The organism is Aquincola tertiaricarbonis, from assembly GCF_023573145.1.
GTDB classification, from domain to species: domain Bacteria; phylum Pseudomonadota; class Gammaproteobacteria; order Burkholderiales; family Burkholderiaceae_C; genus Aquincola; species Aquincola tertiaricarbonis_B.
Genome location: NZ_CP097636.1, coordinates 330,202 through 345,470, shown reverse-complemented (window position 1 = coordinate 345,470; position 15,269 = coordinate 330,202). Strand labels below are relative to the sequence as shown.

At 71.1% G+C, this 15,269-nt stretch carries 12 protein-coding genes; 4 read left to right on the top strand and 8 right to left on the bottom strand.

The window, feature by feature from the left end; translation table 11 throughout:
• Positions 1-3: 3 nt before the first annotated feature.
• From MW290_RS15770 to tkt, 3 genes are all read right to left on the bottom strand, one after another.
• On the bottom strand, positions 4-2,001 hold the full coding sequence (locus MW290_RS15770; RefSeq protein ID WP_250198674.1) for a S8 family peptidase: 1,998 nt from the start codon (positions 1,999-2,001) through the stop codon (positions 4-6).
• A gap of 131 nt (positions 2,002-2,132) precedes the next feature.
• On the bottom strand, positions 2,133-3,134 hold the full coding sequence (gene gap, locus MW290_RS15765; protein WP_250198673.1) for a type I glyceraldehyde-3-phosphate dehydrogenase: 1,002 nt from the start codon (positions 3,132-3,134) through the stop codon (positions 2,133-2,135).
• 51 nt (positions 3,135-3,185) lie between these two features.
• Positions 3,186-5,228, bottom strand: coding sequence for a transketolase (gene tkt / locus MW290_RS15760; protein WP_250198672.1), 2,043 nt, complete (start codon positions 5,226-5,228; stop codon positions 3,186-3,188).
• A 77-nt stretch (positions 5,229-5,305) separates the two neighbouring features.
• Between tkt and speD the strand changes: the two genes are divergently transcribed.
• From speD to MW290_RS15745, 3 genes are all read left to right on the top strand, one after another.
• The gene (gene speD, locus MW290_RS15755) at positions 5,306-5,686 is read left to right on the top strand and encodes an adenosylmethionine decarboxylase (RefSeq protein WP_250198671.1); all 381 of its coding nucleotides are present in this window, start codon (positions 5,306-5,308) and stop codon (positions 5,684-5,686) included.
• The gene (gene murU / locus MW290_RS15750; RefSeq protein WP_250198670.1) at positions 5,683-6,375 is read left to right on the top strand and encodes an N-acetylmuramate alpha-1-phosphate uridylyltransferase MurU; all 693 of its coding nucleotides are present in this window, start codon (positions 5,683-5,685) and stop codon (positions 6,373-6,375) included. The genes speD and murU overlap by 4 nt, the downstream gene beginning before the upstream one ends.
• A gap of 84 nt (positions 6,376-6,459) precedes the next feature.
• Entirely contained in the window at positions 6,460-7,899 is a 1,440-nt protein-coding gene (locus MW290_RS15745) for a sensor domain-containing diguanylate cyclase (protein WP_250200016.1), read from the top strand.
• Here MW290_RS15745 and MW290_RS15740 read toward each other — a convergent pair.
• From MW290_RS15740 to MW290_RS15720, 5 genes are read right to left on the bottom strand one after another with little or no spacing between them, the layout of a single operon-like run.
• The gene (locus tag MW290_RS15740; RefSeq protein ID WP_250198669.1) at positions 7,896-9,479 is read right to left on the bottom strand and encodes an FAD-dependent oxidoreductase; all 1,584 of its coding nucleotides are present in this window, start codon (positions 9,477-9,479) and stop codon (positions 7,896-7,898) included. The genes MW290_RS15745 and MW290_RS15740 overlap by 4 nt on opposite strands.
• A 23-nt stretch (positions 9,480-9,502) precedes the next feature.
• The gene (locus MW290_RS15735; protein ID WP_250198668.1) at positions 9,503-11,074 is read right to left on the bottom strand and encodes a polyamine aminopropyltransferase; all 1,572 of its coding nucleotides are present in this window, start codon (positions 11,072-11,074) and stop codon (positions 9,503-9,505) included.
• 4 nt (positions 11,075-11,078) lie between these two features.
• Complete coding sequence (locus tag MW290_RS15730) at positions 11,079-11,303, bottom strand: DUF350 domain-containing protein (protein ID WP_250198667.1); 225 nt, start codon at positions 11,301-11,303, stop codon at positions 11,079-11,081.
• Positions 11,304-11,319: 16 nt separating this feature from the next.
• Positions 11,320-12,909 (bottom strand): DUF4178 domain-containing protein, encoded by a 1,590-nt coding sequence (locus MW290_RS15725; RefSeq protein ID WP_250198666.1) that lies wholly within the window; start codon positions 12,907-12,909, stop codon positions 11,320-11,322.
• A gap of 19 nt (positions 12,910-12,928) precedes the next feature.
• The gene (locus MW290_RS15720; RefSeq protein ID WP_250198665.1) at positions 12,929-13,969 is read right to left on the bottom strand and encodes an SPFH domain-containing protein; all 1,041 of its coding nucleotides are present in this window, start codon (positions 13,967-13,969) and stop codon (positions 12,929-12,931) included.
• A gap of 56 nt (positions 13,970-14,025) precedes the next feature.
• Here MW290_RS15720 and MW290_RS15715 point away from each other — a divergent pair, with 56 nt between their 5' ends.
• Positions 14,026-15,267, top strand: coding sequence for an FAD-dependent monooxygenase (locus tag MW290_RS15715; protein ID WP_250198664.1), 1,242 nt, complete (start codon positions 14,026-14,028; stop codon positions 15,265-15,267).
• The last annotated feature ends 2 nt before the right edge of the window (positions 15,268-15,269 follow it).

The window sequence follows — 15,269 nt, the reverse complement described above, 5'->3', positions numbered from 1 at the left end:
GCCTCAGGCCGCGGTACGGACCCGCCGCAGCGCCACGGTGGCCCCGGCCAGCAGGGCCAGCCAGGTGAGGCTCATCGCGCCGCCACCACCACCGCCGCCGCTGGAAGACGAACCGCCGTCGGAGCCGCCGGTGCTGCCACCGGTGCTGCCGCCGCTGGCGGCAGCGGCCACGGTGAAGGTCTGGCTGCTGCTGGTCTGGAAGCCCAGCGTGTCGGTCACCGTGGCCTGGACCACCACGGTGCCGGCGGCCGTGGGGGTCAGCACCACCGAAGTGCCACTGGTGGCGCTGAGCGAGGCCAGCCCACCGCCCTGGCTGATGGCCCAGCTGACGGTGAGCGGCAGCCGGTCACTGCTGGCCGAAGTGTTGGCGGTCAGCGTCACGGCGGTGCCCACCGTGGGGCTGGTGCTGGTGGACGACAAGGCGAGCGTGGCCACGGCGCCCTGCTGCACCAAGGACACCGAAGCCGACGCGTCCAGCAGGCCGGCGCCGCAGGTGCTGGTGGTGCAGTAGCACTCGAGCTGGTCCACGCCGTTGGGGGCGCGGCACTGAGCGATGCCGGTGGAACCACCGGTGGTCGGGAACGGACGCACGCCGCGCTGCAGGTAGGTCTTGACCGTGCTCGGCGTCAGGCTGGGCTGTAGTGCCAGCATCAGCGCCGCCACGCCCGAGACCTGAGGGGCGGAGAAGCTGGTGCCCACGCTGGGATCGGTGGTGCCGTTGCTGTAGATGGAGGCACCCGGCGAGGTGGTGCCCGCGTTCAGCGTGGTCATGATGGGGTAGTCGCACAGGCCGCTGCCGTCGGGCTGCACGCAGTTGCCGCCCGGTGCCGCCAACGTCACCTGGGTGCCCACGTCGGAGTAGCCGACCTTGGTGCCGACGTGCCGCACGGCCGCCACGGTGATGACGTTGCTGCAGTTGCCAGGGGCGCCTACCGCGTGGCCGGCGGTATTGCCGGCCGCCACCACCACCGTCACGCCACGGGCCACCGCGGCGTTGATGGCGTCCTGGTAGGTGCGGCTGCAGCTGCCGGTGCCGCCCAGGCTCAGGTTGATGACCTTGGCCGGCGTCGGATTGGTCGGCAGCCCTGCCACCGACACACCGGCCGCCCACTGGATGCCAGCGGCAATGTCGGACTCAAGGCCATAACACTTGCCCAGCACCCGCACCGGCTGGATGCGCACGTTCCAGCCCGTGCCGGCCACACCGGCGCCGTTGTTCGTTTCGGCACCGATGATGCCGGCCACCTGGGTGCCGTGCCAGGAACTGTTGGCCTCGGGGCAGCTGGTGAACTTGCCGGTGCCTGCCTCGCTGGCGCTCACCCAGTCGCCCGGGTCGCTGGGGTCGCTGTCGCGGCCGTCGCCGTCGTTCGAGATGCCGGTGTCGGTCACCATGTCGTAGCCCGCCACCAGCTTGTTCGCCAGGTCGGGGTGCTCCGAGCGGATGCCGGTGTCCAGCACCGCCACGATCACGCCCTGGCCGGCCGTGCCGCCCTGGGACAGATCCCACGCGCCCGCGGCATTGATCGCCGCAGGAGCCAAGCTGTCCGGCGCGCGCAGGTACCACTGGCCCACGGCCGGTCCGGCGGTGGGCCCCGACAGGAAGTACGTGTCGTTGGGCGTCGCCAGCCGCGTCATCCGCCGGTCCGGCTCGGCATATTCCACCTCGCTGTCGGCCGCCAGCCGGGCGGCCAGCTGGGCGCTGGTCATGCCTTCGGCCGTCACCACCTGCGCCCGCTCGCCCACCGCGTGGCCGGCCTTCAGCGCCAGGCCGAGGCGGCTTCCCAGCGTGCCGGCACGCTCGCCCAGCACCTGGGCCGCCGCCTCGCCGGCCGCCGAGGCGGACAAGGCCCTGGCACGCACAGTGCTGGCATCGGACTTGAACTTGACGATCACCCGCCCCGTGTCTGCCACAGCCACCGGCGCAGCGCGCGGTGTCCATTCGGCAGCCGATGAAGCGAAGGTGGTCACCGCCAGCAGCAGGGGAAGGAGCAACGGTTTCATGAGGGCGAGTGTAGGCAAGGCGCAGTTGCCGAATGTTGCTGGACGTACCCTCGCCGCGCCCAAAGAAAAAGCCCGCGTTTGCGGGCTTTGTTCTGATTGCCGGCGCCCCGTGCGGGCGCCGCAGCGTCGCCTTACTTGGCGACCACGCGCACCATCTCGAGCACCTTGTTGGAGTAGCCCCACTCGTTGTCGTACCAGGACACCACCTTCACGAAGGTCTTGTCCAGGGCGATGCCGGCCTCGGCATCGAACACGCTGGTGCAGCTTTCGCCGCGGAAGTCGGTGGCCACCACCTTGTCCTCGGTGTAGCCCAGCACGCCCTTCATCGCGCCTTCCGAGGCGGCCTTCATGGCCTTGCAGATGTCCTCGTAGGTGGCTTCCTTGTTCAGCTCCACGGTCAGGTCCACCACCGACACATCGGAGGTGGGCACGCGGAAGGCCATGCCGGTGAGCTTCTTGTTCAGCTCGGGGATGACCACGCCGACGGCCTTGGCGGCGCCGGTGCTGCTGGGGATGATGTTCTCCAGGATGCCGCGGCCGCCGCGCCAGTCCTTGTTGGACGGGCCGTCGACGGTCTTCTGGGTGGCGGTGGCGGCGTGCACGGTGGTCATCAGGCCGCGCTTGATGCCGAAGGTGTCGTTCAGCACCTTGGCCACGGGCGCCAGGCAGTTGGTGGTGCAGCTGGCGTTGCTGATGATGGCCTGGCCGGCGTAGGTCTTGTCGTTGACGCCGTAGACGAACATCGGCGTGTCATCCTTCGACGGGGCCGACAGGATGACCTTCTTGGCGCCGGCCTTCAGGTGGGCTTCGGCGGTTTCCTTGGTCAGGAACAGGCCCGTGGACTCGACCACCACGTCGGCGCCGACTTCGTCCCACTTCAGCTCGGCCGGGTTCTTCACCGCGGTCAGGCGGATCTTCTTGCCGTTGACGATCAGCGTGTTGCCGTCGACCGCGACCTCGCCCTTGAAGCGGCCGTGCACGCTGTCGTACTTCAGCATGTACGCCAGGTAGTCGGGCTCCAGCAGGTCGTTGATGCCGACCACTTCGATGTCGTTCGCGAAGTTTTGAACCGCCGCGCGGAACACCATGCGACCGATGCGGCCGAAGCCGTTGATGCCGATCTTGATAGCCATGAGATCACTCTCCTCGGTAGGTGAAGAACAAAAGCTTGCGTGCCGGCGGCGTCAGCCGCGCAGCACCTTGCGAACGGTGGCGGCCACGTTGTCCGCGGTGAACCCGAACTCCTTGAACAGCACGTTGGCCGGGGCGCTCTCGCCGTAGCGGTCGAGGCCGATCACCGCGGCACAGCCGTACTTCCACCAGAAGTCGGTGACGCCGGCTTCCACCGCGATGCGCGGCAGGTTCTTGGGCAGCACCTGGGTCTTGTAGGCGACGCTCTGGCGATCGAACACGCTGGTGCTGGGCACCGACACCACGCGCACCGCGATGCCTTCGACCGCCAGCTGCTGCTGGGCGTGCAGGGCCAGGCCCACTTCGCTGCCGGTGGCCAGGATCACGGCCTGCGCCTTCTTCTTCAGGCCCACCTCGCTGGGCTCGGCCAGCACGTAGGCGCCCTTGCTGATCTCGTCGAGCTGCGCCTTGGGCAGGTAGGGCAGGTTCTGGCGGCTCAGCAGCAGCGCGCTGGGGCGCGAGGCATTGCCGATGGCCATGGTCCAGGCGGCGATGGTCTCGGTGGTGTCGGCCGGGCGCCAGACGTCCAGGCCGGGGATCAGCCGCAGCGAAGCCGCATGCTCCACGCTCTGGTGGGTGGGGCCGTCTTCGCCCAGGCCGATGGAGTCGTGGGTGAAGACGTGGATGACCCGGCGCTTCATCAGCGCGGCCATGCGGATGGCGTTGCGGCTGTAGTCGCTGAAGGTGAGGAAGGTGCCGCCGTAGGGAATGAAGCCGCCGTGCAGCGCTACGCCGTTCATGATGGCGGCCATGCCGAACTCACGCACGCCGTAGTTGATGTGGCGGCCGCCGTTGGGCGTGCCGGCCTCGTCGAAGCGCAGCGCGGGCGTGCTGCTGGTGTTGGTGAGGTTGGAGCCGGTCAGGTCGGCCGAGCCGCCCAGCAGCTCGGGCAGCGCGCGGGTAAAGGCTTCCAGCGCCAGCTGGCTGGCCTTGCGCGAGGCCACGGTCTCGGCCTTCTCGTGCGCGGCCACCATCGCGTCCACCGCATGCTGGGCGAAGCTGGCGGGCAGCTCGCCACGCAGGCGGCGCAGCAGCTCGGCGGCCTGCTCGGGGAATTCGGCGCGGTAGGCGTCGAAGCGCTGGGTCCATTCGGCCTGCGCGGCGGCGCCGGCCTGCTTGGCGTCCCAGGCGGTGTACACCTCTTCGGGCAGCACGAAGGGCTCGTGCGACCAGCCCAGCGCGGCGCGGGTCAGCGCGATTTCTTCGCCGCCCAGCGCCTCGCCGTGGGCCTTGGCGGTGCCGGCGCGGTTGGGCGAGCCCTTGCCGATGGTGGTCTTGGCGATGATGAGCACCGGCTTGCCGCTGCCCTTGCGCGCCTTCGCGATGGCCGCGTCCACCGCGTCCACGTCATGGCCGTCCACCGGGCCGATGACGGTCCAGCCGTAGGCCTCGAAGCGCTTGGCGGTGTCGTCGATGAACCAGGGCGTGACCTGACCGTCGATGCTGATGCCGTTGTCGTCGTAGATGGCGATCAGCTTGTCCAGCTTCCAGGCGCCGGCCAGCGCGCAGGCCTCGTGGCTGATGCCTTCCATCAGGCAGCCGTCGCCCAGGAACACGTAGGTGTGGTGGTCCACCACGGTGTGGCCGGGGCGGTTGAACTCATGCGCCAGCAGCTTCTCGGCCAGGGCCATGCCCACGGCGTTGGTGATGCCCTGGCCCAGCGGGCCGGTGGTGGTTTCCACCCCGGGGGTGATGTCCACCTCGGGGTGGCCCGGGGTCTTGCTGTGCAGCTGGCGGAACTTGCGCAGCTCCTCCAGCGGCAGCGCGTAGCCGGTCAGGTGCAGCAGCGCGTAGATGAGCATCGAGCCGTGGCCGTTGCTCAGCACGAAGCGGTCGCGGTCCGCCCACAGCGGATCGGCCGGGTTGTGGCGCAGGTGGCGGCCCCACAGTGCCACCGCGATGTCGGCCATGCCCATGGGCGCGCCCGGGTGGCCGGAATTGGCCTGCTGCACGGCGTCCATCGCCAGGGCACGTACGGCGTTGGCCATCAGGGTGGCGTCGGCGGTCTGGGGGGTGTGGTTGGGGGTCGAACTCATGCTGTGTGCCGGGGCGCGGCGCGGGAGGGTGCAGAGCCCGGGATTTTAGGCCAGGGCCCCCACGATAATCGCCGGCCATGCACGGACTGCACCTCACCGCCGACTTGCAAGGCTGCCCCGCGCACGCACCGGCGATGACGGAGCGCGAGGCCTTGCGCTCCCGCTGCCTCGCGCTGGTGGCCGATGCCGGCCTGCATGCGGTGGGCGAGGTCTTCCACGGCTTTGCGCCGCAGGGCCTGACCGGCGTGGTGCTGCTGGCCGAATCGCACCTGGCGGTGCACACCTGGCCCGAACTGGGCGCGGTGACGCTGGACGTGTACGTGTGCAACGTGGGCGCCGACCACACCGCCGGCGCGCGCCGGCTGCTGGCGGCGCTGATCGATCTTTTCCAGCCCGCGCAGGTGCTGCACCAGCAGCTGCAGCGCGGCGACCTGCGGGCCCCGCCCCTGCCAACATGACCCTCAAGGCCCTGATCCTGGCCGCCGGCCGCGGCGAACGCATGCGCCCGCTGACCGACCACACCCCCAAGCCGCTGCTGCCGGTGCGCGGCAAGCCGCTGATCGAATGGCACCTGGAGGCCCTGGCCCGCGACGGCGTGCGTGAGGTGGTGATCAACACCGCCTGGCTCGAAGCGCAGTTTCCGGCCGCGCTGGGCGACGGCAGCCGCTGGGGCCTGGCCATCCGCTACAGCTGTGAGGGCCGCGACCACGGCGGCGCGCTGGAAACCGCCGGTGGCATCGCCAAGGCCCTGCCCTGGCTGGCCGAGCGGCCGGACGACGTGTTCTGGGTGGTGTCGGGCGACGTGTTCACGCCCGGCTTCGTGTTCGACCGCGCGGCGGCGCAGCGCTTTGCGGCCGGCTCGGCATCGGCCCACCTGTGGCTGGTGCCCAATGCGCCGCACCACCCGCGGGGCGACTTCGGCATTTCGGCCCAGGGGCTGGCCACCGCCGATGGTGAGCCGCGCTACACCTGGTCGTCCATCGGCCTGTACCGGGCCGCGATGTTCAGCGGCGTGCCGGTGGGCCAGCGCATGGCACTGCGGCCGCTGCTGGACGCCGCCATCGCCGAAGGCCGGCTGCAGGCCGAGCTGTACGACGGCCCCTGGACCGACGTCGGCACGCCCGAGCGGCTCGCTGCCTTAGGCTGAACAAACCCCCGGTCGGGCATAGCAGAATGCCCAGCCCCCTCTCCTTGCCTGGAGCGCAGCCTCTTGCCCGACGTCTACGCGGAAATGTTCGAACTGGCCCCGGTGTCGCTGTGGCTGGAGGATTACTCGGGCCTGAAGCCGCTGTTCGCCCGCTGGCGCGCCGAAGGCGTGACCGACCTGCGCAGCTGGCTGCGCGCCGATCCCACGCGGGTGGCCGAATGCGCCCAGTGCATCCAGCTGCTGCAGGTGAACCGGCGCACGCTCAGCCTGTTCGGCGCCAGCAGCTTTGAGCACCTGAAGGCCAACCTGCACGAGGTGTTCCGCGACGACATGCTGGACCAGCACGTCGAGGAACTGGCCCAGCTGTGGGACGGCGAGCTGCAGTTCAGCAGCCGCACCGTGAACTACAGCCTGGACGGCCGGCGCCTGGCCATCACGCTGCAGGCCACGGTGCTGCCCGGCCATGAGCATGACTGGAGCCGGGTGCTGATCGCCATCGACGACGTGACCGAGCAGGCCCGCATCGAACGCGCGCTGCGCGCCAGCGAAGGCCATGCGCGCGGCCTGTTCGAGCATTCGCCGGTGTCGCTGTGGGTGGAGGACTTCAGCAGCATCCGCCGCCTGCTGGACGAGGTGCGCGCCAAGGGCATCGAAGACTTTCGCGTGTTCCTGGACGTGCACCCCGAGTTCGTGGACCGCTGCATGCGCGAGATCCGCGTGCTGGACGTCAACCGTCAGACGCTGGCCATGTTCCAGGCGCCCGACAAGCGCACGCTGCTCAACCAGCTGGACACCGTGTTCCGCGGCGAGATGCGGGCCAACTTCACCGAGCAGCTGGTGGACCTGTGGGAAGGCCGCACCAGCCACCAGCGCGAGGTGGTGAACTACGCGCTCAACGGCGACAAGCTGCATGTGTACCTGCAGTTCTCGGTGCTGCCGGGGCATGAGGCGCGCTGGGACCAGGTGCTGATCTCGCTGACCGACATCACCGCCCGCCGCAAGGCCGAGGCTTACCTGGAATACCTGGGCCGCCACGACGTGCTGACCGGCCTGGCCAACCGCGCCTATTTCATCGAGGAGCTGCAGCGGCTGGAACGCCGTGGCCCCTGGCCGGTGACGGTGGTGATGGTGGACCTGAACGGCCTGAAGGCCGCCAACGACCGCGGCGGCCATGCGGCCGGCGATGCGCTGCTGCGCCGCACCGGCGAAGTGCTGGGCAAGGTGGTGGAAGGCTCGATGAGCGCCTCGCGCATCGGCGGCGACGAGTTCGCACTGCTGCTGCCGGGCGTGGACGAGCGTGGCGGCCAGCGCGTGATCGAACAGCTGCGCGACCTGCTGGCGCTGAACAACCAGTACCACGCCAGCGCACCGCTGCACCTGTCGCTGGGCATGGCCACCGGCCAGCATGGCGCGCGGCTGGAAGCGGTGATCCACGAAGCCGACCAGGCGATGTACGAGTCCAAGCGCAGCTTCTACGCCAGGCGAGAGCGCGACCGGCGCAGCGGGTTCTCCTCTCTGGACTAAGCCCCACCCAGCGCACGCCCCATCCGCGTGCCGCGGGTGAAGGCCTCTTCAAACACCGAATAGCCCGACAGGTCGGCATGCACGAAGTGCACGCGGCCGCCGGGCACGCCGGCGCCGGGCTGGCCCAGCGCCTGCAGCGCCGGATGGCCGCGCACGCCGGGGGCGGGAACGGCCATCGCATGGCCGTGGCGCGTCAGGTCCACCCGCAGCAGCTTGGCCGGCAGGTCGGGGTGCACGGCGGCCAGTTCGTCCACCACCGGCTGCGCCCAGGCCTGCCAGGGGCGTGACAGCAGCGCGCCGCGTTCGGCCTCGGGCAGCGCCCAGTAGGCGGTGAGCACGGTGGGCCCCGGCTCGGGCCGCAGCGTCTGGTGCATCGCATCCACATAGCCCAGCATGCGGCTGCCGTGCAGCACGTTGTCCCAGGCCGGCGCGGCGCCGATGCGCTGCAGCAGCGGCGCGCGCAGCTGCAGGTTGGCCACCAGCCAGGGCGCATGGCGCAGCGTGGCCACCGCCGGCGCCAACGCGGGTGGCGCCGTGGCCAGCAGGCGCTTCGCGATGAACAGCGGCATCGCCATCACCACCTGGGGCGCCACCCAGCGCTCGGGCCGGTCGGTGCGGGCGTTCCAGGCCTGCACCGTCACCTCGTGGCGGCCAGCCTGCACCTGCAGCGCCAGGCAGCCGGTGTGCAGTCGGTCGGCGCCCAGCGGTCGCGCCAGCCGGCGCGCCAGCCAGGCATTGCCTTCGGGCCAGGTGAGCACCGGCTCGGGCTCATGGTCGTCGCCGGGCGCATGAAAGCCATGGCGGCTGGCGAAGTAGTGCAGCCCGGCCCAGGCCGAGACGCTGCCGATGCCGGCGCCATAGTCGTCACGGCAGCAGTAGTCGAGGTAGCTGCGCAGGCGCTCGTCGCGCAGACCTTGGGCAGCCAGCCAGGCAGCGAAGGTCTGTGCATCCAGCGTCGCATGCCCTGCGGTCCAGGGGCTACCCAGCGTGGGCATCGCAAAGCCCGGCTCGCGCTGCGCCTGCCGCACCGCCTGCGCGAACTGGCGGTACTGCGCCAGCGTGGCCGAGCCCGCCTCGGCCGGCGGCAGCAGGCCTTCCACCCACGCGCCGTCGATGAAAAGCCGCTCCTGCGGGCTGTGGCACAGGTGGCGCTCGTCATACACCGTGCGGCCGGCCTGCTGGCGGGCCAGGCCCAGTTCTTCCAGCCATTGCCGCAGCTCGGGCGCGGCCGGGCCGGGCAGCGGCAGGTAGTGCGCCCCCAGCGGGCAGGCCATGCCGCCCATTGCATGGCCACGGCTGTTGCCGCCGGCTTCGTCTTCCAGCTCCAGCAGGTGCACGTCGGTCACGCCCTGCTGCAGCAGCGCGCGGGCGGTGGCCAGGCCGGCGATACCGCCGCCCAGCACCAGCACGTGGGCGCGGCGCAGCGGGCCGTCAACAGGTGCGGTGGCGGGCAGCTGCCGCAGCCGGTGGCCGCGCTCGGCGCTGGCGCCCACCCAGCCGCCCTTCCAGCCCTCATGAGGCGCGCCGCTGTCGCAGCCGCCCACCGCTCCCAGGCCCGGCAGCGCCATGGCCGAAGCCATGCCACGCAGCCACCGCCGCCGGTTCAGGGCTGATGCACGCGGCCCCATTCTTCCTCGAAGGTGTGCACCAGCAACTGGTTGGACAGCCGGTTGGGCTCGGCCGGCACCCGCGCCATGTCGGGCGGAAACTGCATCAGCGCGGGCAGGCCTTCCAGCGTCAGGAAGCGCAGCCCCGGCGGCAGCGCCTGCGGCTGGCGCCAGGGCCGGCGGCTGGCGATGATGAAGCCCCATTCGCCGAAGCTGGGCACATGCGCGTGGTACGGCGTGGCGGCCAGGCCGGTGGCCTCGATGGTGGTGGCCACCGTCCAGAAGCTGCGGCGCGCCACCAGCGGCGAGGTGGTCTGCACCACCGCATAACCGTCGGCGGCCAGGTGCTGGTCCACCAGCTGGTAGAAGCTGGTGGTGTAGAGCTTGCCCAGCGCAAAGTTGGTGGGGTCGGGAAAGTCGACCACGATGACGTCGAACACCTCGCGGCTCTGGTCCAGCCAGCCGAAGGCATCGGTGTTGATGATGCGCAGCCGCGGTGAGTGCAGCGCGTCGGCATTGAGCGCCCGCAGCAGCGGCTGCTCGGCAAACAGGCGCGTGACCTGCGGGTCCAGCTCCACCAGCGTGACCTGCTCCACCGTGGGGTACCTGAGCACCTCGCGCACGGCCAGGCCGTCGCCGCCGCCCAGCACCAGCACCCGCCGCGGCGCGCCGTGCGCGGCCATCGCGGGGTGCACCAGCGCCTCGTGGTAGCGGTACTCGTCGCGCGAATGGAACTGCAGGTTGCCGTTGAGGAAGAGGCGCACACCGGCCGTGCTGGAGGTGACCACGATGCGCTGGTACGCACTGCTGGACCGCAGCACCACGCTGTCGCCGTAGAACCGGTCTTCGGCCCAGGTGCTGATGCGGTCGGCCTGCGCCCAGGCCAGCAGCAGCACGCCGGCCACCGCCACGCAGGCGGCCGCATGGGCGCGCAGGCGCCGCAGCTCGCCACGGAACAGCCACAGCGCCCACACCGCCACCGCGGTGTTGAGCAGCCCGAAGAACAGGCCCGTGCGCACCAGCCCCAGCTGCGGCACGAACAGCAGCGGAAAGGCCAGCGCCACCACCAGCGCGCCCAGGTAGTCGAAGGTGAGCACCTGCGACACCAGGTCGCGCAGCGCATAGCGCGGGCTGAAGTGCCGCTTGAGGATGCGCATGACCAGCGGGATTTCCAGCCCCACCAGCGTGCCCACCAGCAGCACCAGGCCGTACAGCAGCACCCGGAAGGGCAGCAGCGCCGAGGCCGGCAGCACGCTGTGCGCGATGAAGAGGGCCGCCGGCATCAGGCCGCCGACCAGGCCCACCAGCAGCTCGATGCGCAGGAACTGCGCGATCAGCTGCCGCTCGACGAAGCGCGACAGCCAAGAGCCGATGCCCATCGCGAACAGGTAGCTGCCGATGATGGTGGAGAACTGCAGCACCGAGTCGCCCAGCAGGTAGCTGGCCAGCGCGCCTGCGGCCAGCTCGTACACCAGGCCGCAGGCCGCCACCACGAACACCGAGGCCAGCAAGGCCACCTCGGCCGGCGCGATGCGGGCTGCAGCCGCCGGCTGCGCGGAAGCGCTCACGCCGCTAGCCGTGCACCGCGGCCGAGACGATGAGCCCGATGGCGATGCACATCGCGCCCACCACGATGGCCAGCGCGGTGTTGCGCTTTTCGACGATCTCGGCCCACAGGTCGTAGGGCGTGAGCTTGTCGATGATGACGAAGCACACCCAGAACACCACCACACCGATCAGCGCATACAGCAGCGAGCCGAACACCGCCGCCGGCCGCAGCCATTCAAAACCCATCATCGTGTTCTCCTCTTGCCTACTTGTGGCCGCCACCGCCGGTGCTGAAGCCGCCGAACGATCCGCCGCCGATGCGGCCGCCGGTCGCGCCGCCCGAGCGCTGGCATTCGCGGTACTCGTTGCTGGCCGCGCCGAAGGTGCGGCGCAGATCGTCGCAATCATCGCCGCCGCAGCGGGTGACCAGCAGGATCAGCAGCACCAGCAGCGCGAAGATCAGCAGCGGCTTGAGCAGGCCGCCGCCGCTCTTGACGCTGAACTGCAGCAGCGGCGCGCTGTCGCGCTGCAACGCGGCCAGCCGGTCGTCGGGCAGGCCGAAGGCGCGCGCCACCACCGCGGCTTCCAGCGCCTCGCCGGCCGACCAGGTCACTTCGGGGCCGGTGGCCTCGCGGTTGAGCCGGCGCCGCGCCTGCGCGCCCACGCCCTGGTAATCGGTGTTGCGGGTGCGCTCGTCGCGCTGCAGGCGCCAGTAGAACTCGCCCAGCACATAGGTCACGGTGCCGGTGTAGGTGTACAGCGGCCGGTAGCTGGCGCCCTGCCAGCGCACCTGCTCGCCCTGCCGCTCGGGCACACCGGTGATCGGGCGCGCCCAGCTCCAGCCGTCTTCCGCATCCACCAGGAAGGCGAAGCCGGCGCTGCGGTGGTAGAGCAGGTATTCGCGCCAGAAGGCCTGCTCGTCGTCCGGGTCGTCGGGCAGTTCGGCGCGTTCCACATAACCCACCACCTGCCAGGGCAGCGCTTCGCCACCCAGCGCGAGCGTGCCGGTGCTGCCCAGCGGAATCTGCGGCTCGGCATGACCTTCGGGCTGGGCCTGGCTGTAGTGCGCCAGGTCGGCGCCCACGCCCTGCGACAGATCGACCACCGCTTGGCACTGGCCGCAGACGATGCTGCGGGTGCTGGCCAGCCGCGCCTGCAGCGGCGCGCCGCAGTTCGGGCACTCGAAGCTGCGGCCGGCCAGCGTCTTCTCGCTGGCCTGCACCAGGCCGCTGAGCGACAGCGCCGCCAGCTGCACCGGCCGGCCGATGGACCAGCCCAGGGCGGGCGCGGCCATGTCGTCCAGGGTGGCCACCTCGTCGCGCGTGTTGCGCAGGTCGGCCACGGTGAACTGGGCGGCCAGCGCTGGCGGTTTCGGGAGCTCACCTTCGGCGGTGTGCAGCCGCACCTGCTGCACCGAAGCCACCTCCCAGGCCTGGCCGCCCAGCGCCAGGCGCTGGCCGGGCTGCAGCTGCGCGGGCGGCGGCGTATCGGCCGGCGGCGGCGCATCGAAGGCGAACACATAGCCGCCGTTGTCCTCGCTCAACCAGCCCGAACGGCCGTTGTCGAACAGCGCATGCCACTCGTTCCAGCTGCCTTGGGCATAAGCCATCTGCAGCCGGCCCACCAGCGTGAAAGCCTCGCCCTGCAGGCGGCCGGCCGCGCCCAGCTGCAGTGGCGAGTGGTCGTCGAACAGCTCGGCCGCCTGGCCGATGCGGCGCAGCGCCTCGCCATCGCGCACCAGCGTGCTGCGGCAGTAGCTGCACACCGCGCTGGCCGAGGCCGCGGATTGAAAGTCGACCGGCGCGCCGCAGTTCGGGCACGCCGCGCGCCAGGCGCGTTGCGGAGCGGGGGTCACCAGGCCGTGCTGCGCGGGTTCACACCAGCTTCTTCAGCAGCTCGGCCTTCTTGGCGCTGAATTCCTCGTCGGTGAGCACGCCCTTGGCCTTGAGGTCGCCCAGCTTGTCCAGCAGGGCCACCACCTCGTCGGGCGAGACGCCCACGGCAGCTGCATGGGCGGCCGCGGCGGCCGGCGCCTGCGGCTGCAGGCCCTGCTGCAGCTGCTGCGCCATCACCTGGCCCAGCGCCACACCGGCGCCCAGGCCCATCGCGTCGCCCACCACGCCGCCGCCCGCGGCCGCGCCTTCGGCGAACTTGGGCAGCGACTGCGCCGTTTGGTACTGCATGAACTTGCCCATGTCGTTGCCGACCATGCCCATGCCGATCTTCTGGTCGAGGATCTTCTGCAGTTCTTCGGGCAGCGAGACGTTCTGCACCGTCACGCTGTCCAGCGCCAGGCCCAGCGCCGCGAAGGCCGGGCCGGTGGCTTCGCGCAGCTGGGTCGCGAACTCCACCTGGTTGGCCGCCAGGTCGAGGAAGGGAATGCCGCTGCCGGCCACCGCATCGCTGATGTGCTGCAGCATCAGGCCGCGCAGCTGGCCGTCCAGGTCGTCCACCGTGTAGGTGTCGCGCGTGCCCGAGACCTGGGTGTGGAACAGCTTGGGGTCGGCGATGTGGAAGGCGTAGTTGCCGAAGGCCCGCAGCCGCACCGCGCCGAAGTCCTTGTCGCGGATGGTCACCGGCTGGCTGGTGCCCCAGCGGCGGTCGAGCTGCTGGCGCGTGGCGAAGAAGTAAACGTCGCTCTTGAACGGGCTCTGGAACAGCTTGTCCCAGTTCTTCAGGTAGGTGAGCACCGGCAGCGTCTGCGTGGTCAGCCGGTGCATGCCGGGGCCGAAGACGTCAGCCACCTGGCCCTGGTCGACGAACATCGCCAGCTGCGATTCGCGCACGGTGAGCGAGGCGCCGTTCTGGATCTCGCGGTCGGCCATCGGGAAGCGCCAGGCCAGCACGCCGTCGCGCTGCTCGGTCCACTCGATGATGTCGATGAACTGTTTCTTGATGAAGTCCATCAAGGCCATGTGGCGCTCCTGGTGCCGGGCGGGGCGGCCCGGTGTCGCGGCGAATAATACGCGGCGTGAGCACCCCTTCCTCCCTTCATCTGGCCATCGTCGGCGCGGGCCCCGCGGGCCTGGCGCTGGCCCTGCTGGCCGCCCGCCAGCTGCCCGACGCGCAGGTCTCGCTGTTCGATGCGCGGCCGGCCGACCGCGACGTCTCGGCCGACCCGCGCACGCTGGCGCTGTCGCTGGGCAGCGTGCACCTGCTGCAGCACCTGGGCGCCTGGGAAGACGGGCGCGCCCAGCCCATCACCGAGGTGCACGTGTCGCAGCAGCCGCCCACGCTGGCCTGGCAGGCGCTGGTGCCGCAGGTGCGGCTGACCGCGGCCGACCAGGGCGTGGCCATGCTGGGCGCGGTGCTGCCTTACGGCGCGCTGGTGGCGCCGCTGCAGCGGCGCTGGCAGGCCGAGGTGGACGCCGCGCCGCAGCGGCTGCACACCCGCTTCGGCACGCCGGTGGCGGCGCTGAAGGACGTGGCCGGCGGCGTGGAGATCGACGCCGGTGTGGCCGACCGCTTCGACCTCGCCATCGTGGCCGAAGGCGGCGTGTTCGCCGACCGCATGGCGGTGGCCGCCGCGCCGGGCCAGCGCCTGACCCACGACTACCGGCAGACCGCCTGGGTGGGCACCGTCACGCTGCAGGGCGGCCGCCCCGGCCTGGCGGTTGAACGCTTCACCCGCCATGGCCCCGCCGCGCTGCTGCCCCTGGGCGCCGACGCCGAAGGCCAACTGCGCGCGGCGCTGGTGTGGTGCGTGCCGGCCGACGACGACCCGGTGAAGGACCTGGACGAGGCACAGCGGCTGGCGGTGCTGAACACCGTGTTCCCGGCCAAGGTGGGGCGGCTGGTGGCCATCACGCCGCTGAAGCAGTTCGCGCTGGGCCTGGCGGCCGAGCGCACGCTGGTGCGCGGCCGGCAGATCCGCATCGGCAATGCGGCGCAGACGCTGCACCCGGTGGCCGGCCAGGGCCTGAACCTGGGCCTGCGCGATGCCTACGCCCTGGCCCGCGCGCTGCGCCAGGCCAGCGAGGCAGCGCGCCTGGCGCAGCAGCCCATCGACGTGGATGCCGCGCTGCGCAAGGTGGAATGGCAGCGCGCCCCCGACCGCTGGGCCATGATCGCCGCCACCGACTTCCTGGCCCGCAGCTTCACCTGGACCTGGCCCGGCATGGCCGCCGCCCGCGGCCTGGGCCTGGCCGTGCTGGACAAGCTGGGCCCCGCCAAGAAGCTGCTGGCGCGGCAGATGATGTTCGGACGGCGCTGAGC

Excerpts from the sequence above, each read along its gene's own strand:
- MW290_RS15770 (WP_250198674.1), bottom strand. The coding sequence starts at position 2,001 with ATGAAACCGTTGCTCCTTCCCCTGCTGCTGGCGGTGACCACCTTCGCT.
- gap (WP_250198673.1), bottom strand. The coding sequence starts at position 3,134 with ATGGCTATCAAGATCGGCATCAACGGCTTCGGCCGCATCGGTCGCATG.
- tkt (WP_250198672.1), bottom strand. The coding sequence starts at position 5,228 with ATGAGTTCGACCCCCAACCACACCCCCCAGACCGCCGACGCCACCCTG.
- speD (WP_250198671.1), top strand. The coding sequence starts at position 5,306 with ATGCACGGACTGCACCTCACCGCCGACTTGCAAGGCTGCCCCGCGCAC.
- murU (WP_250198670.1), top strand. The coding sequence starts at position 5,683 with ATGACCCTCAAGGCCCTGATCCTGGCCGCCGGCCGCGGCGAACGCATG.
- MW290_RS15745 (WP_250200016.1), top strand. The coding sequence starts at position 6,460 with ATGTTCGAACTGGCCCCGGTGTCGCTGTGGCTGGAGGATTACTCGGGC.
- MW290_RS15740 (WP_250198669.1), bottom strand. The coding sequence starts at position 9,479 with ATGGCTTCGGCCATGGCGCTGCCGGGCCTGGGAGCGGTGGGCGGCTGC.
- MW290_RS15730 (WP_250198667.1), bottom strand. The coding sequence starts at position 11,303 with ATGATGGGTTTTGAATGGCTGCGGCCGGCGGCGGTGTTCGGCTCGCTG.
- MW290_RS15720 (WP_250198665.1), bottom strand. The coding sequence starts at position 13,969 with ATGGCCTTGATGGACTTCATCAAGAAACAGTTCATCGACATCATCGAG.